Consider the following 24860-nt stretch of genomic DNA (forward strand, 5'->3'; position numbering starts at 1 on the left):
CCTATAATCTCCTTTATTGTATGTGAGTAAATCGTTGATGTACGGGACAGATGTGGAGAAGCAAGGCACTTTTCATTCTCTACACCGAGGCAAAAAAATAAGGGATGGTGAGCTAGGCTCAAATCCATCCCTTATGGTGTAAAACAATATTTTATTCCGTTTGAGCTTTTAACTCTTTAGCACCTGCCCTCTCAGCCTTGGGCGGAGTGACGCGCTTCATGAACAAGGCCAAAATGAGAGCTACTGCTGCAATAAAAGTTGAAACAAGAAATGCGTAAGTAATTCCACCAAGTGTTGCCTGCTGCGCTAGTTCTTTCATTACAACCGGGTCTTGCAGTGACTTGCCGGCTGCTGCAGCTGCCTCAGCAAGCTCAGTACCTTTTGTTTCCAATTTATTATTCATTACCGTAACAAGGACCGCAGTTCCAATTGCTCCGGATATTTGCTGCAAAGTGTTATTCATAGCAGTTCCATGAGGGTTGGCAGACATCGGAAGTTGGTTCAATCCATTCGTCATAACAGGCATCATAACAAGCGACATTCCCATCATACGAACCGTATAGAGGAGCATAATATGATAAAATCCAGTGTCTACATCAAGCAGATGGAAAAGATAAGTTGTCACCACTGTAATCGTAAGACCGATTGTTGCCAGGACCCTTGCTCCATATTTGTCGAACAATCTTCCTGTAATCGGCGACATGATCGCCATCAAGATGGCACCAGGAAGCATCAATAGCCCCGCATGGAACGGTGAAATTCCCCTTACTGTCTGAACATAGATTGGGGTTAAAATCATTCCAGAAAACATGGAGGCAGAAACCACAACCATAATGACAGAAGACAAAGCGAACATCGGGTATTTATAAATCCTAAACTCCAACATTGGATCTTTCATTCGAAGCTGGCGAAGTATGAAGATGACAATCGCCACTACCCCAATGATGATTGTTCCATACACTTCCAGAGCGCCCCAGCCCTTATCTCCAGCTGTACTGAACCCATACAGGAGAGCGCCAAAGCCAATGGTTGACAAAATAAGTGAAAAGACATCCACTTTAATATCGCGATTTGGAGTAATGTTTTTCAATTTAAAAAATCCAAGAATCAAAGCCAGCGCAGCAAACGGGAGGATAATTTCAAAAAGTGTTCTCCAGTTGTAATGCTCAACGATCCAGCCCGAAAGTGTTGGCCCTATGGCCGGGGCAGCCATGATCACAAGTCCGAACATCCCCATCGCAGCTCCTCTCCGCTCAACAGGAAATGCAGCAAGCATCACATTCATCAAAAGCGGCATCATGATTCCGGCTCCAGAAGCCTGGATCATTCTTCCTGCTACAAGGACACCAAAATGGGGAGCATATGCAGCAAGTGCAGTTCCTAATGTAAACAACGACATGGCCGTCAAAAACAATCTCCGGTTAGTAAACTTCTGAATAAAAAATGCACTTGCCGGAATCAAAATCCCATTAACAAGCATATATCCATTCGTAAGCCACTGAACAACAGCCGGCTTCACCTCAAATTCAGCCATAATGGTCGGGAGCGCCACGTTCAGCAATGTATTGTTCAAAAAAGCTACAAACGCGCCAAAAAACAGGATAGCAATGATGCCATACGGCGGTTTCTTATGCAGTGTTTCCATATCCATTTTGTTCCCCTTCTTTCACCTTGAAATCGCTCATTCATAATTCACTTTTCACATTTTATACTCTGCGTTCAATTTTTGCAATAAAAAAATTCCTATATTCTTCAAACCATTGATAAATATAGAAATAACCGCTACTATAAAAGTATACTAAATGTCTAAAGGTGATTGAATGAATGAGCGGAAACATCGAGTTTTATTAATTGCTCAGCGGCTTTTTATCAAAAAAGGCTTCGCTGCTACTTCTGTACAGGATATATTAAATGAATCCCATATTTCCAAGGGAACATTTTATAATTATTTTTCATCAAAAAATGAGTGTCTCATGACAATCCTAAGTCACGCACAAGAAATTACGGATGCGAGAAGAAAAGAACTAATGATAGGAAAAGACCCAGCAGACAGGGAGATTTTCGCCAAACAAATTGCAGTTCGGATGGAAATCAATCGCGAACATCAATTGGTTCCTCTTTTCGAGGCGATATTTCACTCCAAAGACCCTGAATTAAGGGACTTTATTAAGAAACACCATATGGTGGAGCTGACTTGGCTTTCCCGAAGACTCGTTGATCTGTATGGACGAGAAGCAGAGCCGTATGCATTGGATGGTGCCATCATGGTAGTAGGCATGTTCAAGCATTTCATAAATGTTTGGGTTTCTTCCTTGAAAGAGGAGATCAACCTATTCAAGCTAATTAACTTTATCCTTTGCAGAACAGATTCCATTATTCTCAATATGATTCAAACGAAAGATAAACTGCTGGGGGACCGTATTTATTTGCCTGATAACGAAGTTTCATATGATGACTTTTGTACAAAGGAAAAAATACTTGAAAGATTATCTTTTTTTTCAGACTCACTTGAAGAAGAGCAAAAAGGAAAACAATATGTTGATTTTTTGATGGATGAAATTCAATCCGACCAACCCAGAGTTCATTTAATAGAAACTGTACTCCAAGCTTTCGGAGGATCGTTTACGAACACCCCTTTGGAAATAGAGGCAAAAGAATTGGCATTTTCTATATCCAACTTCATGAGTGCATTACAAAAACACCCCCAATGAACGAAAGCTTGGTTCATTGGGGGTGTTTGATAGGTCTGGTTTCTGAGCTACCGAAATTCTTTATTTCTTATTTTCGTCTTCTCTATTCGGGGGTGGACTCTGCCCCGATGGTTTACCTTTATTTGGGTCGGAGCCAGTAGCTCCTTCTTCTCCTTTCGGTGGAGTATCCTTATTTCCCGGATTTTCTTTATCTTTTTCCCCTTTATCCCCATCAGAATGACCATTATTGCCCCCATCTTGATCTTTGTTTCCTTCAGGAGGCTGAGTATTTTCATGGTTTGGATTTTCTTCTTCCGGATTTTTCGTCTTACTGTTATCAGGCTCTTCCTTTTCTACATTCTGTTCAGGCTTTTTTTCCTGCTCCTTTGAATTCTCGTCTTCCTCTTTCTTTTCCTGCTCCTCTACTTCTTCCTCTTCTTCCTCTTCTTCTTCAGTATCCTCATCAACCACTTCTTCCTCCTCAGTAACCTCTGGCTTGCTTTCCACTTCATTCTTCTTTGCCGGCGGCTTATTAATGATGACGGGCTTTCTTTCCGGTACAGTTCCTTTTATAAACAGTTCCATCCGATTTCCAATTGTCACTTTTTCAACGGATGACGGCATGGTAAAATCCGGTGTTTCAATCCCTTCAGAAACCTCTGACATAATATGCTTGAAAATCAATTTGGCATTGTGGGAGTCTTCCATACGCACAAAGCTATCCTGCCCAATCTTATCGTACCCTGTCCATACAGCTGCGGTATATTGGGTCGTATATCCCGCAAACCAGGCATCCGTTACGCCGTATCCATAGATGTCATCCGGCAATTCGTTTGTTCCTGTTTTACCTGCTAAAGGAAGTCCAGGTATATTTGCCATATCCCCAGTACCTTCTGTAACAACTGTCTTAAGCATATCTGTGATCATATAAGCTGTATAATCACTCATCGCCTGAACTGATTTTGGCTGAAGATTCTTTTCCTTGCCATCCATATACACAATCTTACGAACGGTATGCGGCTCATTAAACACTCCTTCATTCCCAAATGCCGAATAAGCTCCAGCAAGCTCAAGCGGAGATACACCATATTCAAATCCGCCAATGGCGTAAGACGGAAATACTTCATCCAAGTGAATGCCAAGCTTTCCGGCAAATTCCTTGGCTTCTTCAGCACCTGCCTCCTGCATTGCTTTGATGGCAGGAATATTGTACGACCATTGCAAGGCGGTTCTCATAGAGACATTACCATGGAACTGGTTATCCCAGTTTTTAAAGACCTTGCCATTCAATTCAATTTCTTCATCTTTTATTTGTTCATATGTGGACCATTTCAGATTTTCTATTACGGGTCCATAGGCCATAATCGGTTTTGCTGTCGAACCGGGCTGCCGTTTCATTTGAGTAGCATAGTTGAAACCTCTTTGAACCTCTGTATTTGACTCACGGCTGCCACCAATTGCCCGTACTTCCCCTGTCTTTGTATCTAAAAGTACAACCCCCGCTCTGAACTGATCATCAGGATAAGCAATATAATCATCTGTCTTTAATACTTTATCGGTTATCTTCTGGGCCTTTGGATCAAATGTTGTATAAATTTTGAGACCCTCTGTATAAAGCTGGTCCTCCTTAATCCCTTTTTCCTTCAACTCCTCTATAACCCTGTCCGTGAAGCTGTTATATGTATTTTTCTTTCTTTGTTTCTTAAGCATATCTTTTACTGGAATCGATTGCGCTTCCTTTTTTTCCTTTTCCGTAATGAATTCATGCTCTTTCATTAAAGAAAGAACGAGATTCCTCCTATCCTCAGCAAGCTTTGGATGTTCGTAAGGATTATACCCACTCGGTCTTTGGGGCAATCCCGCCAGCAGCGCTGCCTCGCTTATATTTAAATCCTTAACGGACTTTCCGAAATACACATCTGCTGCAGTTGCAACACCGTATGCACCTTGACCGAAATATACCTTATTCAAATACATCTCCAATATTTCTTCTTTTGTATATTTTTTTTCTAATTTTAAAGCGAGATAGGCTTCCTGCACTTTCCTCTCAAGGGTTTTTTCCGGGGATAAAAAAGACATTTTTACGAGCTGCTGTGTGATCGTGCTGCCTCCCTCAACCCCAAATCCTTCTTTAATATTTGCAAGCGCTGCGCCGGCTATCCGCTTGAAATCAATGCCATGGTGCTCCCAGAACCGCACATCTTCGACAGATACAAATGCATTCTGTACGCTTTTTGGCACTTGATCCAAGGAAGCCTTTTTTCGGTACTCCTCTCCGGCCACATCCATAATCTTTTTATTATTCATATCGTAGATAGTGGACGACAATGGCGAATTTAGCTGTTCGGGATTTAATTTGGGCGCTTCCTTTACATATGCAAAAGCAGTGTAGGCAAAGCCCCCGGTAATCAAAGTCGCGCAAATGAAGAATACCAACATGGTACGAATGGCCAGGCTTCGGAATTTCCCTTTTACTTTTGGTTGTTTTCCTTTCTCTTCTTTATATTGTCTTCGGCTAGGATGACTCTCCCCCATGACCACATTCCCCCTAATATGTAATCATAACAATGAATGAATACCCGAAAATCATTTTGTCAAACCTCTAAAAGAAAAAGGATTTTGAAAAAGCGATTGCGAATAGAACAAAAGTATAACATCCTTATCTGTACAGAAACTCCTCGCGAATCCCTATTTTACTCACTTTCAGATGAAATTCTTGTCGGATTAAGGGGTATTTTTCGAGATATTTTTCAACTTTTTTCGAAACAGTGCTCCAATCAAATGCGCCTTGGCGTATTTGCACCCAGATTTTATCGAGCTCCGATCGATAAATTTCCTCTGAAAATCTGCGGCATCCGCCAAAGGCTTAAACTTTATTCAGCCGGGGATTGAACCACCGCTGAATGGAATACCAACATGCATTCATCCTACCACTTACAGAAGTGGGAGATTTCTGCTGAATGAAGTTAAATCTTCCCTGAGTGAAAAAAGAGATAAAAAAGCATATAAAAACCCTGATTTCAAGAATGAATTTTCACGAGATCAGAGTAGTAAATATCTGTATCCAAAAGGCTTCAAAACGAAGATAACTTCTGGTGACCCTCCTGTAACCCTGTTCAGTGCTGTTCCTTTTGAATCAGTTGGATAAACAAAATCATCATTAATCTCCCTCCAATCTAACACAATTTCTCAGACATGTATAATCCCCGCTGTTTTACAAATTCTACCCATATAAACCTTCTTAAGAAAAGGATGAAGAATTCCAAATGAGATATGTTTGGCTATTAGCCTGTATGTTTTTGATATCCATCAACTTTCTTTACTGCCCTTTTCAAGAGAAAGCCCTGGCTTTGGAACAGCCTATATTCAACATGAAAAATAAATCCGAGAGAGCATTGATCATGAAAGGCCCTTCAACAAAGCGCGAAATTGCTTTAACTTTCGATGATGCACCGGATGATATTTTTACCCCTAAGATTTTGGATATCCTTAAGGAGAAAAAAGTAAAAGCCACCTTTTTTCTTGTGGGGCATCGAATTGAAAAGTATCCTGACATCGCAAAACGAATTGTGCAAGAAGGCCATGCAGTAGGAAATCACTCGTATAATCACCCTAACTTCCTACAAATGAAAGAAGCAGATTTCAAAAGGCAAATTAACAGAACCGACAAATTAATCTCCTCTTTGACAGGCTCCGTCCCCACGATCGTGAGGCCTCCTTATGGAGAAATCAATGATAAACAGATAGAGTGGCTGACAAAATACAAAAGAGTCGTCGTGGAATGGGACGTTGACTCCCTTGATTGGAAAGGATTAAAGTCTGAAGAGATTGTCAACAATATTCTCTCTGGTGTGAATCCTGGATCCATTGTTTTACTTCATTCTGGAACCGGAGAAGGAGGGGATTTATCGGGAACTGTGGAAGCATTGTCGATGGTAATCGATGATTTGCGAAAAAAAGGATTTAAAATGGTGACCATCCCAGATTTGCTTGATATTCCGTAATAGAGTTAAGAGACTCCTCCGGTTATATACCTTGAGGAGTCTTTAGTGTACTAACAATGAAGAAAGGCGGCATTCAGAAAAGGTGTGGAGAGATGGTTAGAAAGTTCCCCTCTTCCATAGCCTTTATCAGAGTGGAAAAGTCAGCACGATAGTTCTTCACACCTCATTCATAACGACTAACAATATGATTCATTGTATAATAAACGATTCAGGGCGCTTGTAAAATAGTTGAATTTCATTGACTTAATCAGATCTTCAAAATAACAGTCTTTTGATTCACCATAAAAAACTTCGCTACATAGGTTGTTTTGTTAATTAATTTTATTTTCTTCATTTAATCCACTGGTTTGAAAGGCGTCCTCTTTATTATCATACCGCGCAATCAAGGCTACTTTTCCTTCGGTTTTTCATAAAAGTATAGACTGTGGCTTGTCCTCTAACATCACCATTTTCTTCATACCATGTACCATCTTGTTCAAGAACAATATGATGCTCCTTAGCAAAACGAGTAAGCTTTTCTAAATGAAGCCTCGCTCGTTCCAACCAATCAGCTAAATGTTGGCTTCCAATAAACGAACCTTTTGGTCCAAAAATTTTGACATTCGTATGCGTCAATTCAAGTAGTGAGGGTATATCTTTTTTATATTCGACTTTTCCATCCATTGTTCAGCCGTTTCAATTGCTGATGGTAGTATTACTCTTTCAGATTTATGTTTATGGAAAGAAGAAGAACGTTCAATAAGTTCTTCTTCTTTGATGATAAAAGCGTAAAACAAATGCGCCTTGGCGTATTTGCGCACAGATTTTATCGAGCTCCACTCGATAAAATCTATGGCATCCGCGGAGGCTTTAACTTTATTCGGCCAGGGTTTGAACCCCCACTGAATGGAATACCAATATGCTTTCATCTCACCACTTACAGAAGTGGGAGACTTCTGCTGAATGAAGGTAAAAGTTCCTTGACCACTTGTTTGCTAGGTTCATCTATAAATAGATATGACTGAAGTAAAGATTCCTTTAGAGTATAAAAATGTTCTTCCGAAATAACTTCTTCAACGGTCTTTGTTTTAATGTCTGCGTAACTCATCATTCTTTATCTCCTTCACATTTAAGAACTATTATTTGAGCGTCGAGGTTTTCCACTTGATAATCCAAATACCAAGAATCCCTTAAAAATCTATGCAAAATAAAAAAGCTCGTAGAGAAAAACACCTATTTTCTCTACAAGCTGACTCTTTTGAAAGGAGTTCTTTTCAAAAGAGAGACCTTTAACGCACACCTTTCATCTGTCTTTGAATCAAAGGAGTAACAAAGAATAGAATGATCCCCAGCAATATAGCACTCAAACCAATGATTCCAAAATATAACATTTCCGTTTCAGGGCGATAAAATTTTACAATCTGTGCGTTCAAGCCTTGGGCAGCTGCATTGGAAAGAAACCATAGGCTCATTGTTTGAGCTGAGAATGCAGCAGGAGCCAATTTCGTAGTTGCAGATAATCCAACAGGTGATAAGCATAATTCACCGATCACAACAACCAAATAACTAAGCACGAGCCAGATTGGATGCACTAACGAATTTGTTCCACCCAAGTATGCTGGTATTAAAATGAGGAGAAAAGAAAGGCCGGCAAATAATAACCCCAAAGAAAACTTTTGTGGAATGGAGGGCTGACGTTTTCCTAATCTCACCCATAACCAGGCAAATACCGGTGCCAACAGAATAATAAATAACGGATTCAATGATTGAAACCATGCAGGAGATAGATGAATCCCCGCGATGTCCAATTGTGTCCGCTTATCCGCAAAGTTAGCAAGAATGGTTGAACCCTGTTCTTGAATGGACCAAAACATGACGGATGCAAGAAATAACGGAATATAGGCAAGAACGCGGGAGCGCTCCACCTCAGTTGTTTTTGGACTCCGATACATCACAATAAAGTAAATAGTTGGAATAAGGAAACCCAAAATCCCCACAAGAGCAATAAATAACTTGATCGTAAGCAATCCTGTTGGAATTGTGACAGCTAAAATAATTCCCAGTAAAACCACGGCTCCTGCCATCACGAGATAGACCTTTTTCTTCTCAGCAGGAGATAAAGGATTGGCAACGTAAGTACCTGCAAGTCCCAAGTTTTTCTTCTTTGTAATGAGAAACATTATAAGTCCAAAGAACATTCCAATCGCAGCGAAGCCAAATCCCAAGTGAAAGCTATATCCCATGACAGATCCAACAATCAACGGTGAGAGAAACCCTCCCAAATTTATACCCATGTAAAAAATACTGAATCCCGCATCACGGCGATCATCTTGTTCAGCATACATATCGCCAACCATTGAGGAGACATTCGGCTTAAGCAACCCCGTCCCAATTACAATTAGAACCATGGAAACAAAGAAAGCTGTCAAGCCTCCTGGCAAAGCCAGGGCAATATGGCCCAACATGATCAATACCCCGCCATAAAAGACAGATTTCGAAGTACCGAAAACCCGGTCAGCTAACCAACCTCCGATAACCCCCGACATATAAACGAGTGAACCATAGATAGACATAATCGAAAGAGCCGTTTGCTCATCAAGCCCCAAACCACCTTTTGATACTTCATAATACATATAAAAAACGAGAATGGCCCTCATCCCATAATACGAAAAGCGCTCCCAAAACTCCGTAAAGAAAAGAGTAAAAAGACCTCTAGGGTGTCCGAAAAATCCTTTTTGGGGAACACTAGATACGATTTTTTCCTTGTCTATAGCAGACATTCTACTCCCTCCAACATTTTATGTGAATAATAATACCAAATAAGTATATCATATATGATAACGTTTACAAGGTAAATAAAGCTATTTCAGAAAATCAATATACCTTTATTTCTCTATCTTTTGTCAATTACCCTAATTCTTTCTACAATCAAATGCGCCTTGGCGTATTTGCGCCCAGATTTTATTCAGCTGGGGTTTGAACCCCAACTGAATGGAATAACAATATGCATTCATCTCACCACTTACAAAAGTGGGAGACTTCTGCTGAATGAAGTTAACATAATCCAATCACTTTTTCCTTTACATCAAAAAGTCCCAAGGCCTAAAAGCAGCCTTGGGATTGTTCGTTATTAAGGATATGGCGTTCTTTACTTTAACTCCTTCTTATTTATCCTTAACTAATCGTCTTCCTTCATTACAATACAGCAAAAAATGATCCTATAATCCGTCACTAAAAAGATAAGCTCCCTTTCCTAGGTCCTCGTATTGTATCGCTCCATCAAAAAATCTGGATCTCAATGTTTCATCTGAAGATGGATCTTTATCATTACGGCAGATAGCAATTCCGCTGATGGACTGGAAAACAGCCCCATAGCTAAAATAGATGACATCTTTATCTGCAACAATATAAGTGTGGACACCAGCCGACTTGTTTAACCTATCCATTGTTTGGATAATATTTCCTGGGAAAAGTGATTCAAGTTCCTCCAGATCATTTGTGCTGTATGACGGTGAATGGTACTGATTTCCAATAGATACTTTTCCCTCATCGTAAGCTTCGAAAATAGCATTAGCCACAGCATAGAAATCATTTCTATAGGGTTCGAATTGATTTTCTTTTTTTATTGCAGGAATGAAAAATAGACTGAAAGTTATCACAAGGGAAAATGCGATGGCAAGCAGCTTTCTATTGCTGACTTTTTCTTTCATACTTTTAATAAAAATAATGAGCAGCCAAGATACAGGAAATATAAGCATCACCATTATCAAGAAAGAAAGCAGCATGGCTAGGAAAGGATCACCTGTCGAAAACTTTGCAAGCAAAAGCAAAAAGTCCCCTGTCAACAAAATAGGCAAGGGAACCTTGAGCCACCCAATATCCTCGCGGCCATAGATGAATAACACAATGGCTCCGATAAAGAGTGTAATTAAAAGGGAAATAACCAAAGTCATTTTTTCAGCTTGAAGGTTATTAGCTTTTGCTTCAGTTCATTTAAGATTTTTTTCCGTTCTTCATACCCTTCAGCATCATCTGCTTCTTCCCATAATTCAAGGTCAGCACCTCTATTAATCAGATCAATTGCTTGAGTACGGATATGCTCTTGAAGGCAATTTTTATCCAATTGAACAGCTGCAAGCCCAATGAACACCAGAGACATTACCTCTAAATCGTCCTCAATATTAAACTCATCCAAATAGCCTTCCAAGATAGCGCGGCCTGCTTCTTCGGCAGATTGTCCTTCATCCAAATAATCAAGAAAATCATCTCTTACATCACACGTAGTATCATCATCAAATATCCCTGTTCCCCAGGTTCCCATATTCCCCACTCCCAAGTGTTTATTTTGAATCAAGGGCGCTCCCCCTTCAGAAGCGTTCATGCTTATGATTCCTCATTTCTAAATAACCGTAAACATGTACCAATAATACTATAATATTCTATTCTTATCTCAAATCGTTTTAAAAATTTATTTTGTTTTTAAGAAAATATGTTATAATAATGAAGTTGGTTTTTAGCCGTGGTGGCGGAAAGGCAGACGCGCTAGATTCAGGTTCTAGTGTCCGAGAGGGCGTGTGGGTTCGACTCCCACTCACGGCATCATTAATTCTATCATTTCAAGGCTTCTACAATGCTAGAAGCCTTTTTTGTTGTTTAAAATGTTGATAGATTTTTTTGAAAAGATGAGATTTGCTTCTTAAGAAAAAATCATAAATCACTCTGCCAAAATTGATGATGAGGCTAGCCAAGAATTCATCAAAGGGAGAAGACTAAAGTGTGTTAGAGTGCCGCCAATCAAATATTGCTATGATATTTTCCATGAGCAAACGAAATTGGGCCTCAACAAGAAATTAATAGATCTGACTGAAAAAGATTTTTTCCAGACACTGTAAGGGAAATATCCTTAATAAGATACATTTAATTAAATGGTTGGGCGCTACTTATGTTCCCTATTCAATTGGAACCTCTTTACCGCTTGCCATTTATAAAATGTTCCCCAGTGACAAAAACTTATACAAAGCTTGCCAAGGAATGTTTGATACAGAAATAGATCCTGAGCTGCTTCTGCAAATAAAGTATGTTTATGATTATGTTAAACTAGAGACCACATTCCCAAGTTATGCCACCAAGGAAGAGATGGAAAACTACAAAGCTCCCACTCTACTCTTTGCGGCTGAGAACGATGTGTTTTTCCCCGCTAAAAAAGTAGTACCAAGGGCAAGGAACATTTTCCTTTCATTATCTAAAACCGTCACCTTAAACAATGCAAGCCATTTTCAAAATGACAAGAACTTAAAGATAATCATAGAAGAAATTGAGAAATTTTTTTAGAGTTCCAAAAGCCTTACTATAGCGGTGGGCTTTTTTTGTACATCAAAAACGCCTACATTTTCTCAGAATATTAAGATATCAAAACTTGAATATAACTGTTATGATTATTCAAAAAGGAGCAGATGAAGATGAAATTTTATATTGTGGATGTATTTGCAAAAAACAAATATGAAGGAAACCAATTAGCCGTTTGTCTCCCTGATGAAAATATAGAGCAAGAAGAGATGCAGGCGATTGCAAAAGAAACCAATTTTTCGGAGACGACTTTCATCATGTCTGGATTGCAAGAGAACGGTGGGTATGATGTAAAAATCTTTACCCCCGACTCAGAAATACCGTTTGCAGGGCATCCTACAATTGGAACTGCATTTATCATTCAACAATTGTTTGAAGATCATAAAGCTGCTGAGATTAAACTAAATCTTAAAGTGGGACAAGTTCCTGTAGTATTTGAAAATCAATATGCCTGGATGACACAAAATCAACCTGTTTTTGGCACTGAAATTGATGTTGAAACAATTGCCAAATCTTTACAAATTGATATAGAGGATATAAATAACGACTATCCAGTTCAAGTAGTTTCAACAGGTTTACCGAGCATTATTGTGAATCTGAAGACCTTGGATGCGGTGAATAGATGTAAAGTAAATCATCAAGTATATGATGAAATGTTAGAAAAAATCGGAGATGCTAACCTTTTCGTTTTTACAGAAGAAACGATACATCCTGAAAACGACCTGCACGCAAGAGTTTTTATGTTTACTTCCGGTCACTTAGAAGACCCTGCAACTGGCAGTGCCAATGGAAACTTAGCTGGTTACTTATTAAAGCATAACTTTTTTAATAAAAATAACATCAGCTATAGTGTTGAACAAGGTTATTCCATTGGAAGACCATCACTATTGAAAATAAAAGCTAAAAAGAACGATGACAACTTTCTAATACAAGTAGGGGGCAGTATTTTTGTTATAGCAGAAGGCAAATGGTTATAATGATCTTTTAGATATACGTGTCAAACAGTAGAAATGCCAGTGGAGTCCACCAAGTCTGTAAACTAATATAAGCAAAGAAAGGCAAAAGATTTGGCCTTTCTTTACTTATTTTGCAACTCCATCCATTGTTTCACCAAACGCTTCGGTGCCGCGCGTAAATAGGCTTCTTGAATAAGATCTATCAAGTCAATCCAGTCTTCCTCAACTGGATTTTGGATAGACACCCAGCCATGCCGCCCAATATACGGCGTTTTAAAAAATTTCTCTTTCTGCAGCAATAATGCTTGGGTTTCCCGATCTGACTTGAAGGATATACCGAATCCGTTCTTGTTTTCACCTGAAATCACAAATGATTTTCCATTGATTTTAAATGTATTGTGACCAAAACCGTCGATATGCTCAACAGCTTCAGGCAGTGCAAGACAGGTATTGCGCAAATTTTCAAGTATTCCTGCCGTATCTAAGGATTTCATATTTTTATTCACCTATTAAGAGTTTCATTTTGCATTTTCATCAGGTTGATGAATTCCAAAAACATTTCCTTCGGTATCCATATAGTATCCCTGCCATGCCATTCCGGGAAGAGCATATTTGGGCATAGCGACCTTGCCGCCATACTCAATAATTTTTGCTTCCGTTAAATCGTAATGTTCCACTCCCATTGTACAAGCAAATCCATTTAAAGGTTGATTTGTTTCCGGCGGAGCACTCTGCCGCTGCATCAATGCACCATTGATCCCAGGTTCACTTTCATCACCCGTCACTGCACCAAAGTAAGGCATTCCTGCATAATCACTCCAGTCTTGAAATGACCATCCAAATACCTCACCATAAAACTTCTTTGCCCGCTCCATGTCATCAACATGAATTTCAAAATGAACTAATCTTCCCATCATTTCCCTCCCATTTTTCAAAATGAATCATTAGCTATCATGCCAGCAAATTCTTAATTTTATTATAATTATTTTGGGGAAAAATTCAATTCTATAGTGAAGGGCACTTTTTTCCCCATTGCCCTTTAACCTGAAAATGCAGTTATCCCAATAGTTACTGCAAAAATAATTAAAAGGACACCAAGACCACGGTCAAACCAATGCATATATTTTCTATAAATGTCTCTGAAATAATCATTTGAAATAAGTATCGCAAGTAGAATAAACCAAAGTCCAACTGCTACTATAATTTCGCCGCCATATATCCAACGCATCCATTCAGGAGTGCCATGTCCAATAAATTGCGAAAATACGCTAAGAAAGAATAAAGCCGACTTAGGATTCAAGACATTACATAAAAAACCTTCACGAAAACTCTGCCCTGCAGACCGACTAAGTAGTTGCCCTACATGCAATTTGTTCAAATGGGCTTTCGAACGGATCCCCTGTAATCCCAACCATAGTAAATAGACAGCTCCAAATAGTTTGATCATATTAAAGACAACCGGCCATTTTTCCAATAGAATCGTAAAGCCCAAAACGGTATAGGTAACATGAACAATTAGTGCACTGGCAATTCCTAGTGCCGTAGCCATACCATTTTTTCTACCCATCCCCAGACTATTTTTCATAACAACTACAAAATCAGGCCCCGGCGACAAAGCCGCCAAAATACCTATCAGAAAAATTTCCATATACATAAAATATCCTCATCTCTTTACTTTATATTATGGACAATGTAGGTGATTAATTCGTTCCCGCGCCATAGTGAATCAAGCTCGTCACTCCCCCATTTTTCAGTCACAACCTTCATCATCATATCGTGCCGGATATATTCTTTTGCCAATATAACCAGCATTGGATCAGTTGTTTGGATAGCTTGCGGAGTCTGACCATCAATAAAGCCTGAAATCAACACTTCCTGATGATCCTGAATAACAATCGTTAATCTTTGCCCCATTCTCTGTTTTTCAATGGAAGATGTATCCGGACGATGATAGAATGCTTTTCCGAAAGACGCTGTCTCTTGATGCGTAAATAGCAGCGAGTACATATTAATCCCTTTTTCACATTGTATTTCAGCTGAACTGCGCAGTTCTTCGAGTTCTTCCTCCCATGCAGAAAGCCAGATTTCCTTATTTGCGTTTAATATCAGTTTTTTCATAGCACCGATGATCTGGGAACGTTCCTCAATATGCTTAATTACATTTACCATTGCTGGCTTTTCAACCGATTGCAATTCTCTCTCAAGAAAATCGAGTGTATTCTCTGCTTTCCTTCTTCTATTTGCTATCAGTTCTTTTACAGATAGTGGGATATAGGTTGGCGTTTCAGTACGCAACTCTATGATTGCTCCCTTCGCCACTAATTTATCGATAACAGCATAGACCATGGACCGTGGTACACCACTTTTTTTACTAATTTCGTAACCATTCATCCCCGGCTCCTTTAGTAATGCCATGTAAGTCTTCGCTTCATTTTTTGAAAAGCCAATTTCTTCGAACCTTCCGATTAAATGCTCCATCTCTAGCACTTCCCCCTAGTTGTTATCAGTATCACTACTATAATAAAATGAATGGTTCAGGTCAATAAGAAATCCTGAGTACTTTTAACTGCTCGGTACAAAATGAAGCTGGCAAACGATTATCGCTACCAGCTTTAAATTACGGTAATTTTGAATTGTTGTTAGGTTTCTACAATGTTGAACTTTGAAACTTTTCCTTCGGGAGGAGTTCCTCCAACAGATAGTCCTAGTATCTATAAGTAATAACAAAATTAGCGTAAATTCCTATTTTGGATTCATGAGTTATTGAACGATCTACTTATCCCTGATGTAGGCAAAATTATAATTTGATTGAAGCAGCTTAAAAAATTTAGTGTAGTAGTATTATATAAAAAATATTTCAATATAATTCCACCGCTGCCAAAACCCCCATATTGAAGATGATAAAAGGATGAATTATATTATGGTACTGTCCAAAATTAAGGAGGTGCCATATGATCAAAGAATGGAATTTATTGCGGGCATTAGCCTGTTTAAGTATAGTTTTTCTTCATAGCACAACGCAGATGTCAAAGATAATGGACCATCCTGAAATTGATCTCTATTACTATGGCAGAATCTTTTTATGTATGGCGACGCCAGCCTTTATCGTTTTATCTATAGTGATTTTAGCAAATCGCTATCCACATCGGCTGCCGGATAATTTCTGGAGAAAACGAATAAACTTTATATTTATTCCGTTTTTATTTTTCGCTGTAGTTGATGCCTTCGTGACTCATTATTTGAATAACAATGTTGTGATTAAGGAAAAAATCACAGAAAATATACTCACCGGAAATTTTGTCGGGTGGTTCATTCTTGTCATCTTTCAGTTTTACGCACTCCATTACTTCGTTACTAAATTTAGATTGTCGATGAAGTGGATGTTACCATTAAGTCTAATATCAATGTTCAGTTATTTATTCCTGATCAACGAGGAACTCATTAAGCTTGATGGCTATTCACATGTTCTAAGACTCCCGTTCCTTGCATGGTTTGGCTATTTTACCGCTGCATATCTAATTGGGAAGTATTACAAGACACTTTCAAAAACATTATTGAAATACCGTTGGCTTACTTTAGTATTATTTGTACTATCCGCTGCTTTTCTATATTTTTCATATAGTTCTGGTCTTGTAACTGGGACGCATTCCAGAAGGATGGATTTATTTCCAGTGGTCATTTCCTTCTGCTTAGCAGTATTTGCTTGGGGACAAAAAATTCCAGCAAGTAAGCTAGTTAATCTTATCAGTAATTACTCATTTGGCATTTATTTATTGCATTGGCAATTCCAGCGGCTTCTCGCCCCACATTTTGTTGGATTGTTTTCCAGCTACTTTGCCAGTGTTTTATTATTATTTGTCGTTTCACTGACTGCATCCATTTTAACGATAAAATTGATTGCATATTTGCCTTTCGGCGCTTTCATTGTAGGTAAGGTAAGAAAAGTAAAAAAAGAATCTGTCCGATCCGAGCTCGTGGAGCAAACAGCTTAATATTTAGGGGACTGCATTAATCCAGTTCTTAAAGGATTAATGCAGTTTATTTTCATTTATCCAAGTTTAATGATGACACAGCTTTAAAAGAAGTATTTAGAGCATACGCACTTGTTTGTACTAACGGTCCTGTGATGTAACCAAATCCTAAATCAGATTCCTGCACGTATTACAAACGCGAACCCTATGTTTGGTTCGAGATCCGGGAATCGTGCGATTTTCTGGTTTATTGTGCGAAAAACAAGATTATCGTGCGATATTTCTATTTATCGAGCGAAATCCAGGTTTATCGTGCGAAAATCATATTTATCGTGCGAGTTCCGGGTTTCGTGTGAAATTCACAGTTATCGTGCGAAAAACAAGATTATCGTGCGACATTTCTATTTATTATGCGAAATCTGGGTTTATCGTGCGAAATCTGGGTTTATCGTGCGAAAATCATATTTATTGTGCGAGTTCCGGGTTTCGTGTGAAATTCACAGTTATCGTGCGAAAAACAAGATTATCGTGCGACATTTCTATTTATTGTGCGAAATCCAGGTTTATCGTGCGAAAATCATATTTATTGTGCGAGTTCTGGGTTTCGTGTGAAATTCACAGTTATCGTGCGAAAAACAAGATTATCGTGCGACATTTCTATTTATTGTGCGAAATCTGGGTTTATCGTGCGAAAATCATATTTATTGTGCGAGTTCCGGGTTTCGTGTGAAATTCACAGTTATCGTGCGAAAAACAAGATTATCGTGCGAAAATCATATTTATCGTGCGAAATCCAGGTTTATCGTGCGAAAGTCAGTTTTCACACATGTGAGCTCGTTCCTGCTTAAAACCGAAGGTGTAACTATGTAAAGTTGATATTTTTTACGTTCAATACTTACCTCGGTCGTGGATGATCACTTAAAACCAATTGCATTATCGATCACGTTGCCATATTCATGGCAGAAGGCGGATAAAAACTTCCGAGATCCCTTAATTTTTCTATTAAGGTGTTCTCTATATGATTATTCATTGGCAATAGTTCTGTCGAAAAGGGTCTTAGTTGAGAGTTTTCACCAATCATAATGGAATGTTTCGCATGTTGAAACATTGTAATATCATTTGCATCATTACCGAACGCTAAGTATTCTCCATCAATGACACCAAGCTGTTGTAATCCTGCCCATTTATCTATTCCTTTTGGACTTATGTCTAATACTCCTTCATTTCCATGAACGTTCACTACTACATCCAGGGTATCAAGCTCTTGTTTTACTTTTTCCATATTATTTGAAGTCAGCATTAATATTTTTATTATCGGGTGCAACTCGCCCAGCGGAACATTTTTAGCCAATTTGTGTGGATCAAGATTACGAATAATAGAATGCTCAGTTGTCCCCGTATATGCATAGTTCCAAGAACCATCAATTAAATAAGTAACATCATACATATTGATTAAAGCTTTCAGTTTGGAAAGTGTCGTTTCATCAAAACCTGTAGTGGAGATGATTTTCCCTTGATTTGCAACAATCGCTCCATTTCCACCTATCATTGAATAATGATGAAAACGTTCATGCAAAACTGGAAGCAAATCTCGGATTGGCCTTGCAGAAGCGAAAAGTACTTCATGCCCCTGTTCTACCAATTGCTCCAACTTGTTAAGAATCTTATCTGAAACAGGTATCCCTCTAAAACAAATAGTCCCATCTAAATCAAAAACAAATTTCATTTATTCCACTCCAACAAATTTTAATTGTTCTTATCATAACAGTTTATTTTATAATGAAAAGGACAATTGTCCAGGTAGGGGGTTTTTAAATGAAGCTTATTAGTGATTCAGATCTCATGAAGTTAATGCTTAATAAATTTCAATTAGGTCATATCTTTGACTTAAGTAAACAAATCCCATTTACTTTATACCAATACAAATCAGGTGAAGTTATTTTATATGAAGGAGCTAAGGCACAAACTTTATTATTTTTGGTAAAAGGAAAAATAAAAGTCACTTCAAGTATAGAAACTGGAAAGTCACTATTGCTCCGCTTTAGCGAACCCTTATCCATTGTGGGAGATTTAGAGTGGATTCGAAACATTCCTGTCCAATCTCAAATTGAAGCTGTGAATGATTGCTTATTCATTGGACTGCCATTTGACTATATTGATAAGCACGAAAAAGACAACTCCGAATTCTTACACATGCTTTTAGATCATATTAGCTATAAACTTCAAACTTGTACGACGGCTTCTCGTGTTAATTTACTAGCCTCAGTTGAGAATAGATTTGCAAGTTATCTTTTATCTACGATGTCTCATGAACCTGAGAATGAATTCGGCAAAGAGTTAAAAACGTCCAATATTGTAGAAATTGCGAACTTGCTTGGTACGACACACCGTCACCTTAATCGAGTGATTCACTCTCTGACTGAAAGGAAAGTGATCGAAAGAAGAGACAATGCGATTTGTATATTGGATACGAAAACATTGGAAATAATTTCCAACGGGATTAGTTATTAAGTATTCAACAAATTCAACAATCTTTATCTTCTGTTGAATACTTATTTAACATCACAATTTCTTTTCTAATAGGTTCACCAACATCGAAACCTCGTCGATACAATAGTCAGGCTCCTCTTGCAACAGTTGTTCCTTCGTATGACTGCCCCATGTAACAGCACAGGTTTTACAACCGGCCGCCTTCCCCATTTGAATATCAAATATCGCATCACCAATTACTATACATGTTGAAACATCCAAATCACATCGTTCCACTATTGATAAAACGCCATCAGGGTGCGGCTTATATAGTTTGACTTGATCTGACCCAATCCAGTCTTTGAAGAATCCAGTAATATCCAGTGATGTTAAATTCCTGAATAATACATCTGTTTTTTTACTTGATACAATAAAACAATCAACATCGTTTTGAGTTAAAATCTTTAATACTTCTTTTATTTGTGGAAAAAGCATTAATGAGTCATTTTCAAATTCTTTATACGCTTGACGGAACACTACTAGCAATTGCTCAAATTCGTCATTAGTTAACTCTCTATTAGCCATCTCTTTAAACGATGTTTCGATCGGAATTCCCATATAATATTCAATCACTTCTTGAGCAGGCAGCGTAAGCCCCATTGCTTGAAAAGCCGATTTTGTAGCCAGTAAACTGCATTGTTTTGAATCTGCTAACGTACCATCGAAATCAAAAATAAATGTGTCCATTTTCTCTCCTTACTGCATTTCATATAAATTATCTTTTGCTTTTTCTTTTAATAAATTGGGGTCGGAAATCTTGATGCCATCGGGAGCTCGTTCAAGAATACCTTCTTGTTGAAAAATTTGTATAATCCGGTTTTGATGCCGTACTGTTGTTCCAATAAATTCAGCTATTTCTTTCAGGTCTTTTTTAGCAATAAATGGTTGATAAAACTGCCCATTTTCATTATGTGAAATAGAAAATAAATAACTAGCAAAACGCGCATCTGCCTCATTCAACAGGTGAAATGAAAGAGTCATTGATTTTGTCAAAAACTTACGTCCAACTACCTCAAGTAAGTATTGATTAAATGCTGCTTCCATACATAATTTATTAGCTGTTTCTACTGGGATAGCAAATGCGTGTACCGTTGAAACAGCTTCAATTGTATTTAGTACATTCACCTTTTGGATGAGTTCAATATCTCCAAAAATCTGAACTGGACGGTTAAATGTAACAATTAATCGCTTACCTTCCGAAGAGGTAACATAAATCTTCACCTTTCCCTTTACAAGAAAAAACAGATAGTCCAATGCATATCCTTGCTCACATAAACACTCTCCCGGCTCAAATTCAATCAACTTTACCTGGATTTGATCGAGCGATACTCGGGGATCGATTTTCTTTAAATAATCTCCCCACAAGTTTCTATCAACTATTCCCTTCACCTGGTGCACCTCATTATTCTGTTTTCAGCATATATAAATTATAGCTTTCATTAAAGGACATATGTCCCAAACATGAAGATTATCCATTTTTGCCCATCCCTTCTTAAGAGAGGTAAGTCACTAGCTTCTTCTCCATTTCACTAAAATTTTATGATCAGTATTCGTTTAGATCATCATCATTCCAATGGCTATTTGATCGCCCAAGCATCACATGGAAATGGTTATTACTTCAATAAAAAATAGGCACTTTACTCATCTTCCGATGAGATAAAGCACCGCTTCCTTATGGTAGATTGTTTTCTAGCTGTAAAACGACTTTCGGTTTCAGGGAGAAAGAATTATAGGTAGTCGTAGCTAGGCCAGATCCATGCCCCAAATAAATAAACCGAGTGAAATCAAATTAAAAAAACTCGATTTCACCCGGTTTAAATCCATTAGTTGTCAATTTATGTTCCGGCATTCCAAGACCTTATTCAGCTTCACCAACAACAGAGAATCGCTGATTTATATGTTCGGCACTTTCAACTTCATCTAAAACGGCAATGGCATAATCGGCATAGCTAATGTAGCTTTCACCTTTTGAATTTAGAGTGAGTATCTCCCGAGCTTTTGTGTATGAACCAGTTCGTTTACCTTCTGGATTAAAAAATCCTGCCGGGCTAATATAAGTCCATTTTATGCCGCTTGTATCTTTAAGTTCTTGTAAATTTGCAGCCATGTTTGAAGCTGTTGGTAGATATGCTTCAGGAAAATCAGGCGTTTCCATCACTCGAACTTTTTTTGCTTCATCTACATAAAGGCTTCCCGCTCCTCCCACGACTACCAATCGTGTATCTTGAGTACCTTTTAATGCTTCGATTAAAACTCTCCCTGCTTCAACATGTTGTTGCTCTTGTCCAGGTGCAGCATTAAATGCATTCACTACGACATCAAAAGCCTCTATATCTCGTGATTTTATGTCAAAGATGTTCTTTTCCACTACTGTCACTTGTTTGTTTGTAACTTTAGATGCATTCCTAACAATTGCTGTGACGTCATGCCCTCTTTCAACAGCTTCTTGTAAAATAAGACTTCCGGCTTTACCACTTGCCCCAATAATACCTATCTTCATTTTAAATCCCTCCAATACCTGTAACCAATATAATTACATGTAACTATTATAGTTACATGTTTTCTTCCTGTCAACATTCACTATTTCTATTTACGTTCTTTTTTACGCTATAATAAGCTTGTAATCAAATTAATTACATGAATGATAAAGATCGAGTTGAGATAATTATAAAGAAGGTGACTAAGGTTGGCTATCAGTAGCAGATTTGCAGTGAGCATTCACATATTAACTTTAATTGAATTAAATAAAGAAGGAACGAGCTCCTCTGAATTTTTATCTTCGAGTGTTAACACGAACCCTGCCGTGATAAGGAAGATTATGAGCATGCTTAAAAAAGCAGGCTTAATAGAAGTATCCCCTGGTATTGCAGGAGCTAAACTTACTAAGGAACTATCGGATATTACCCTGTTTGATGTTTATAAGGCTGTAAATGTCGTTCATGAGAACGGGTTATTTAGTATACATGACAATCCAAACCCAGACTGTCTGGTAGGAAAGAATATCCAACAAACAATAGAACCAATATTTCTTGCAGCTCAATCGGCCATGGAAGAGATTTTTAAAAATGTAACCCTTAATGATGTGGTGAAGGATATTGCGGATAAATAGAATACAGCGGGGTGCAAGTTAAAAGAAAAAATTTTCTCGCCAATACGGAACAATGGAAGTTTACCTTCAGTTGAAGGAAAAAAGAGAAGGATATACGTAGTTTTCTGCTTGATGAACATTTAAAATAGGGGCCTCGGCCAGTAGCAAAATATAGAGAGACAGAACGCCCCTCCTTTTTTATCGAAAACGGGGTTTAACTTCATTCAGCAGGAACCTCCCACTTCTGTAAGTGGAGAGATGAATGTATATTGGTATTCCATTCAGTGGGGGTTCAAACCCCGGCTGAATAAAGTTAAAGCCCCGGCGGATGCCACAGATTTTCAGAGGAAATTTATCGAGCGAAGCTCGATAAAATCTGGGCGCAAATACGCCAAGGCGCATTTGATATAAAAACTAAAGAACCAGGGGCGCAAGTACTATATACGAACCAGTAATAGCTTACACCCCTATTATAATCATTGTTAACATTCTATAATAACATTCTCAAATATTTTTCGAAGTTGACTCCTGCTACTTCTGGAGTCTGCTCCAAGCAGGTATCACTAATTGCTGCTGACAGGAACTCTTCTGCAAGTTGAATCGATTTTTTAAGATCCTCTCCACGCATCATGCTTCCCATCATCACAGATGCAAATAAGTCACCAGTACCAGAATAACTTTTACCATTATAGGGCGTAGCCCTATAAAAAGTTCGATCTCCGTCCAAATACATGTTTCCAATAAACTGATTATCTGTATCTGTTGTTTGTGGATTCACACCAGTGATAATAACCTGAGCATCAGTTTCTTGCTGCATAATATTACCAACTTCTTCTAACGCTTTCAGAAAATCCCTTTCATTTGTATAATTATATAATTTTTCATAGGATAATCCTGTTAATAGACAGCACTCCGTAACATTTGGTGTAATTACGTCTGCACACTTCACAAGTTCTTTCATTCGTACCAGCATTCCACCTGTAAAAAGCTTATAGGCTTCACCCCTATCTCCCATTATAGGGTCAACAAGTAAAAGCGTTTCTTTTTTATAAAACTTATCTAAAAAACGAAAAATATTATCGATTTGCTCTCTCCCGGTAACGAAACCGGTATAGATTCCGTCAAAAGCTACATTCAGTTTGCTCCATTCCTCTTCAAAATATTGCATTTTAGAAGTTAGATCTTCACAAAAAAAACTTGGATAATCGGTTTGCGCAGATAATATTGCTGTCGGCAAAGGACAAGCCTGCACTCCCATTACCGAAAGAACCGGAATTGCAGCTGTTAATGAACATTTACCAAAAGATGACAAATCCTGTATTACAGCGACTTTTTTCATAAATACCTCCAAAAGACGTATCCAAATTGAACTTTATCTATATTATCATAAAAAAAGTAAAGGAAATCCACAATAGAAGTAGTCATGATGACTCAAGATCGCTTATCAATACAAAGGGTTAACATCTGATTGGTGGTTTGTGAACAAACCGGAAAATCTATCTGTCAGGTATTGGAATCCAGCTGTCTGAATTTATTTCACACTAGAAAATTGACTGCTTGATATAAAACTCTAACTTTTAGGGGGCACCACATCAGCACCGGGCCTGCTTTTTACGTGTATATATATATGTATGCCCCTGCATCTGCATTCGAATTTACGCTCGTGCCTCACTTCACGACATTCATTAATCCATCTTACCCGCCGTCTTAACCGCTCGTCCTTAAACTCCTCTTCAAACCACATTTACATCTCTCCTATTGTTTATCGAGCGACTCATTAATAGTGTATTAGAAATTATTCAATTTGATGGATAGACCGTTTAGTAGAAACGAAGGTTTTTATTGAGTAAAAATAAGCTGTTAACCTATTGTAGTATCTCTATTATCCCAGAAAACTCTAATTAATCTTGCTCATGAGAATTCCCCTTTTAATAGGACAGTTCATAATCACAAACAGGGCATTTTGGAACAAGTTCAGAAGGAATTTTACAATCAACCGTTTGGACTTTGGAAGTGGCTAAAATCCGACGGCATTATTAATGTTTTCTATTACACTGTAGAGAAAGTATATCAAATGCGCCTTGGCGTATTTGCGCCTAGATTTTATCGAGCTTCGCTCGATAAATTTCCTTTGAAAATCTGTGGCATCCGCCGGGGCTTTAACTTTATTCAGCCGGGGTTTGAACCCCCACTGAATGGAATACCAATAGGCTTTCATCTCACCTCTTACAGATGTGGGAGACTTCTGCTGAATGAAGGTAAATGGATCAAGGGCTCTTTCATTCAACTTATATCCT

General features: G+C 38.2%; 26 protein-coding genes and 1 tRNA gene. 9 read left to right on the forward strand and 18 right to left on the reverse strand.

The genetic code is table 11. The features are described from left to right. Window positions 1-151: 151 nt before the first annotated feature. Window positions 152-1651: an MDR family MFS transporter gene (locus D5F11_RS12195; RefSeq protein WP_120116746.1), complete on the reverse strand. Its 1500-nt coding sequence runs from the start codon at window positions 1649-1651 to the stop codon at window positions 152-154. Between the two features lie 169 nt (window positions 1652-1820). Between D5F11_RS12195 and D5F11_RS12200 the strand changes: the two genes are divergently transcribed. Continuing rightward, window positions 1821-2711 (forward strand): TetR/AcrR family transcriptional regulator, encoded by an 891-nt coding sequence (locus tag D5F11_RS12200; RefSeq protein WP_120116745.1) that lies wholly within the window; start codon window positions 1821-1823, stop codon window positions 2709-2711. Window positions 2712-2771: 60 nt separating this feature from the next. Here D5F11_RS12200 and D5F11_RS12205 read toward each other — a convergent pair whose 3' ends face one another. Beyond that, window positions 2772-5225, reverse strand: coding sequence for a PBP1A family penicillin-binding protein (locus tag D5F11_RS12205; protein ID WP_120116744.1), 2454 nt, complete (start codon window positions 5223-5225; stop codon window positions 2772-2774). Window positions 5226-5956: 731 nt separating this feature from the next. Between D5F11_RS12205 and D5F11_RS12210 the strand changes: the two genes are divergently transcribed. Further along, window positions 5957-6694 (forward strand): polysaccharide deacetylase family protein, encoded by a 738-nt coding sequence (locus tag D5F11_RS12210; protein ID WP_120116742.1) that lies wholly within the window; start codon window positions 5957-5959, stop codon window positions 6692-6694. A gap of 611 nt (window positions 6695-7305) precedes the next feature. On the opposite strand, the gene D5F11_RS12220 is transcribed toward D5F11_RS12210, so the two are convergent. The 6 genes from D5F11_RS12220 to D5F11_RS12235 all read right to left on the reverse strand — a co-directional run bounded on the left by D5F11_RS12220 (window position 7306) and on the right by D5F11_RS12235 (window position 10994). Continuing rightward, complete coding sequence (locus D5F11_RS12220; RefSeq protein ID WP_126646570.1) at window positions 7306-7602, reverse strand: hypothetical protein; 297 nt, start codon at window positions 7600-7602, stop codon at window positions 7306-7308. Between the two features lie 8 nt (window positions 7603-7610). Continuing rightward, the gene (locus tag D5F11_RS26390) at window positions 7611-7784 is read right to left on the reverse strand and encodes a hypothetical protein (RefSeq protein ID WP_185830655.1); all 174 of its coding nucleotides are present in this window, start codon (window positions 7782-7784) and stop codon (window positions 7611-7613) included. Between the two features lie 178 nt (window positions 7785-7962). Next, complete coding sequence (locus D5F11_RS12225; protein WP_120116740.1) at window positions 7963-9453, reverse strand: peptide MFS transporter; 1491 nt, start codon at window positions 9451-9453, stop codon at window positions 7963-7965. 132 nt (window positions 9454-9585) lie between these two features. Beyond that, a complete protein-coding gene (locus D5F11_RS26395; RefSeq protein WP_185830656.1) occupies window positions 9586-9741 on the reverse strand; it encodes a hypothetical protein in 156 nt (51 codons plus the stop codon). Between the two features lie 150 nt (window positions 9742-9891). Beyond that, on the reverse strand, window positions 9892-10626 hold the full coding sequence (locus D5F11_RS12230) for a hypothetical protein (RefSeq protein WP_120116739.1): 735 nt from the start codon (window positions 10624-10626) through the stop codon (window positions 9892-9894). Next, entirely contained in the window at window positions 10623-10994 is a 372-nt protein-coding gene (locus tag D5F11_RS12235) for a DUF4259 domain-containing protein (protein ID WP_120116752.1), read from the reverse strand. The genes D5F11_RS12230 and D5F11_RS12235 overlap by 4 nt, the downstream gene beginning before the upstream one ends. A gap of 195 nt (window positions 10995-11189) precedes the next feature. Here D5F11_RS12235 and D5F11_RS12240 point away from each other — a divergent pair. The 3 genes from D5F11_RS12240 (at window position 11190) to D5F11_RS12250 (ending at window position 12996) form a co-directional block, all read left to right on the forward strand. Beyond that, a tRNA-Leu gene (locus tag D5F11_RS12240) sits at window positions 11190-11272 on the forward strand. A gap of 432 nt (window positions 11273-11704) precedes the next feature. Next, a complete protein-coding gene (locus D5F11_RS12245; protein WP_126646571.1) occupies window positions 11705-12004 on the forward strand; it encodes a hypothetical protein in 300 nt (99 codons plus the stop codon). Between the two features lie 128 nt (window positions 12005-12132). Continuing rightward, window positions 12133-12996 (forward strand): PhzF family phenazine biosynthesis protein, encoded by an 864-nt coding sequence (locus D5F11_RS12250; protein ID WP_185830657.1) that lies wholly within the window; start codon window positions 12133-12135, stop codon window positions 12994-12996. 101 nt (window positions 12997-13097) lie between these two features. Here D5F11_RS12250 and D5F11_RS12255 read toward each other — a convergent pair whose 3' ends face one another. The 4 genes from D5F11_RS12255 to D5F11_RS12270 all read right to left on the reverse strand — a co-directional run bounded on the left by D5F11_RS12255 (window position 13098) and on the right by D5F11_RS12270 (window position 15453). Continuing rightward, on the reverse strand, window positions 13098-13469 hold the full coding sequence (locus D5F11_RS12255) for an MmcQ/YjbR family DNA-binding protein (RefSeq protein ID WP_120116736.1): 372 nt from the start codon (window positions 13467-13469) through the stop codon (window positions 13098-13100). 24 nt (window positions 13470-13493) lie between these two features. After that, window positions 13494-13889, reverse strand: a complete 396-nt coding sequence (locus D5F11_RS12260; protein WP_120116735.1) for a VOC family protein — start codon at window positions 13887-13889, stop codon at window positions 13494-13496. Window positions 13890-14014: 125 nt separating this feature from the next. Next, window positions 14015-14629, reverse strand: a complete 615-nt coding sequence (locus D5F11_RS12265; protein WP_120116734.1) for a LysE family translocator — start codon at window positions 14627-14629, stop codon at window positions 14015-14017. 17 nt (window positions 14630-14646) lie between these two features. Beyond that, the gene (locus D5F11_RS12270; RefSeq protein WP_120116733.1) at window positions 14647-15453 is read right to left on the reverse strand and encodes a TrmB family transcriptional regulator; all 807 of its coding nucleotides are present in this window, start codon (window positions 15451-15453) and stop codon (window positions 14647-14649) included. Between the two features lie 473 nt (window positions 15454-15926). On the opposite strand from D5F11_RS12270, the gene D5F11_RS12275 reads away from it, so the two are divergent. Beyond that, the gene (locus tag D5F11_RS12275; protein ID WP_120116732.1) at window positions 15927-16967 is read left to right on the forward strand and encodes an acyltransferase family protein; all 1041 of its coding nucleotides are present in this window, start codon (window positions 15927-15929) and stop codon (window positions 16965-16967) included. A gap of 919 nt (window positions 16968-17886) precedes the next feature. Here the strand turns inward: D5F11_RS12275 and D5F11_RS12280 are convergent. After that, window positions 17887-18672, reverse strand: coding sequence for an HAD-IIB family hydrolase (locus tag D5F11_RS12280; RefSeq protein ID WP_120116731.1), 786 nt, complete (start codon window positions 18670-18672; stop codon window positions 17887-17889). 89 nt (window positions 18673-18761) lie between these two features. On the opposite strand from D5F11_RS12280, the gene D5F11_RS12285 reads away from it, so the two are divergent. Continuing rightward, the gene (locus D5F11_RS12285; protein ID WP_120116730.1) at window positions 18762-19457 is read left to right on the forward strand and encodes a Crp/Fnr family transcriptional regulator; all 696 of its coding nucleotides are present in this window, start codon (window positions 18762-18764) and stop codon (window positions 19455-19457) included. A gap of 51 nt (window positions 19458-19508) precedes the next feature. Here D5F11_RS12285 and D5F11_RS12290 read toward each other — a convergent pair whose 3' ends face one another. The 3 genes from D5F11_RS12290 to D5F11_RS12300 all read right to left on the reverse strand — a co-directional run bounded on the left by D5F11_RS12290 (window position 19509) and on the right by D5F11_RS12300 (window position 21975). Next, entirely contained in the window at window positions 19509-20162 is a 654-nt protein-coding gene (locus D5F11_RS12290; protein WP_120116729.1) for an HAD family hydrolase, read from the reverse strand. A gap of 9 nt (window positions 20163-20171) precedes the next feature. Next, entirely contained in the window at window positions 20172-20864 is a 693-nt protein-coding gene (locus D5F11_RS12295; RefSeq protein ID WP_185830658.1) for a Crp/Fnr family transcriptional regulator, read from the reverse strand. A 469-nt stretch (window positions 20865-21333) separates the two neighbouring features. Further along, the gene (locus D5F11_RS12300; RefSeq protein WP_120116727.1) at window positions 21334-21975 is read right to left on the reverse strand and encodes an NAD(P)-dependent oxidoreductase; all 642 of its coding nucleotides are present in this window, start codon (window positions 21973-21975) and stop codon (window positions 21334-21336) included. A 186-nt stretch (window positions 21976-22161) separates the two neighbouring features. On the opposite strand from D5F11_RS12300, the gene D5F11_RS12305 reads away from it, so the two are divergent. Further along, window positions 22162-22584, forward strand: a complete 423-nt coding sequence (locus D5F11_RS12305) for an Rrf2 family transcriptional regulator (RefSeq protein WP_120116726.1) — start codon at window positions 22162-22164, stop codon at window positions 22582-22584. Window positions 22585-22821: 237 nt separating this feature from the next. Continuing rightward, window positions 22822-22974, forward strand: a complete 153-nt coding sequence (locus tag D5F11_RS26400) for a hypothetical protein (RefSeq protein WP_185830659.1) — start codon at window positions 22822-22824, stop codon at window positions 22972-22974. A gap of 79 nt (window positions 22975-23053) precedes the next feature. Here the strand turns inward: D5F11_RS26400 and D5F11_RS12310 are convergent, their stop codons facing one another. Together D5F11_RS12310 and D5F11_RS12315 are read right to left on the reverse strand one after the other, a co-directional pair. After that, the gene (locus D5F11_RS12310; RefSeq protein WP_120116725.1) at window positions 23054-23902 is read right to left on the reverse strand and encodes a pyridoxamine kinase; all 849 of its coding nucleotides are present in this window, start codon (window positions 23900-23902) and stop codon (window positions 23054-23056) included. Between the two features lie 678 nt (window positions 23903-24580). Further along, the gene (locus D5F11_RS12315; RefSeq protein ID WP_120116724.1) at window positions 24581-24850 is read right to left on the reverse strand and encodes a hypothetical protein; all 270 of its coding nucleotides are present in this window, start codon (window positions 24848-24850) and stop codon (window positions 24581-24583) included. Window positions 24851-24860: the final 10 nt, after the last annotated feature.

Source organism: Siminovitchia terrae (assembly GCF_003605405.2).
Classification (GTDB): domain Bacteria; phylum Bacillota; class Bacilli; order Bacillales; family Bacillaceae_C; genus Siminovitchia; species Siminovitchia terrae.

What these genes read in the sequence shown, in the direction of transcription:
- D5F11_RS12195 (WP_120116746.1), bottom strand. Translation starts at nt 1,651, where the DNA reads ATGGATATGGAAACACTGCATAAGAAACCGCCGTATGGCATCATTGCT.
- D5F11_RS12200 (WP_120116745.1), top strand. Translation starts at nt 1,821, where the DNA reads ATGAATGAGCGGAAACATCGAGTTTTATTAATTGCTCAGCGGCTTTTT.
- D5F11_RS12205 (WP_120116744.1), bottom strand. Translation starts at nt 5,225, where the DNA reads ATGGGGGAGAGTCATCCTAGCCGAAGACAATATAAAGAAGAGAAAGGA.
- D5F11_RS12210 (WP_120116742.1), top strand. Translation starts at nt 5,957, where the DNA reads ATGAGATATGTTTGGCTATTAGCCTGTATGTTTTTGATATCCATCAAC.
- D5F11_RS12220 (WP_126646570.1), bottom strand. Translation starts at nt 7,602, where the DNA reads ATGAAAGCATATTGGTATTCCATTCAGTGGGGGTTCAAACCCTGGCCG.
- D5F11_RS26390 (WP_185830655.1), bottom strand. Translation starts at nt 7,784, where the DNA reads ATGATGAGTTACGCAGACATTAAAACAAAGACCGTTGAAGAAGTTATT.
- D5F11_RS12225 (WP_120116740.1), bottom strand. Translation starts at nt 9,453, where the DNA reads ATGTCTGCTATAGACAAGGAAAAAATCGTATCTAGTGTTCCCCAAAAA.
- D5F11_RS12230 (WP_120116739.1), bottom strand. Translation starts at nt 10,626, where the DNA reads ATGACTTTGGTTATTTCCCTTTTAATTACACTCTTTATCGGAGCCATT.
- D5F11_RS12235 (WP_120116752.1), bottom strand. Translation starts at nt 10,994, where the DNA reads ATGGGAACCTGGGGAACAGGGATATTTGATGATGATACTACGTGTGAT.
- D5F11_RS12245 (WP_126646571.1), top strand. Translation starts at nt 11,705, where the DNA reads ATGTTTGATACAGAAATAGATCCTGAGCTGCTTCTGCAAATAAAGTAT.
- D5F11_RS12250 (WP_185830657.1), top strand. Translation starts at nt 12,133, where the DNA reads ATGAAATTTTATATTGTGGATGTATTTGCAAAAAACAAATATGAAGGA.
- D5F11_RS12255 (WP_120116736.1), bottom strand. Translation starts at nt 13,469, where the DNA reads ATGAAATCCTTAGATACGGCAGGAATACTTGAAAATTTGCGCAATACC.
- D5F11_RS12260 (WP_120116735.1), bottom strand. Translation starts at nt 13,889, where the DNA reads ATGGGAAGATTAGTTCATTTTGAAATTCATGTTGATGACATGGAGCGG.
- D5F11_RS12265 (WP_120116734.1), bottom strand. Translation starts at nt 14,629, where the DNA reads ATGTATATGGAAATTTTTCTGATAGGTATTTTGGCGGCTTTGTCGCCG.
- D5F11_RS12270 (WP_120116733.1), bottom strand. Translation starts at nt 15,453, where the DNA reads ATGGAGCATTTAATCGGAAGGTTCGAAGAAATTGGCTTTTCAAAAAAT.
- D5F11_RS12275 (WP_120116732.1), top strand. Translation starts at nt 15,927, where the DNA reads ATGATCAAAGAATGGAATTTATTGCGGGCATTAGCCTGTTTAAGTATA.
- D5F11_RS12280 (WP_120116731.1), bottom strand. Translation starts at nt 18,672, where the DNA reads ATGAAATTTGTTTTTGATTTAGATGGGACTATTTGTTTTAGAGGGATA.
- D5F11_RS12285 (WP_120116730.1), top strand. Translation starts at nt 18,762, where the DNA reads ATGAAGCTTATTAGTGATTCAGATCTCATGAAGTTAATGCTTAATAAA.
- D5F11_RS12290 (WP_120116729.1), bottom strand. Translation starts at nt 20,162, where the DNA reads ATGGACACATTTATTTTTGATTTCGATGGTACGTTAGCAGATTCAAAA.
- D5F11_RS12300 (WP_120116727.1), bottom strand. Translation starts at nt 21,975, where the DNA reads ATGAAGATAGGTATTATTGGGGCAAGTGGTAAAGCCGGAAGTCTTATT.
- D5F11_RS26400 (WP_185830659.1), top strand. Translation starts at nt 22,822, where the DNA reads ATGAATGTATATTGGTATTCCATTCAGTGGGGGTTCAAACCCCGGCTG.
- D5F11_RS12310 (WP_120116725.1), bottom strand. Translation starts at nt 23,902, where the DNA reads ATGAAAAAAGTCGCTGTAATACAGGATTTGTCATCTTTTGGTAAATGT.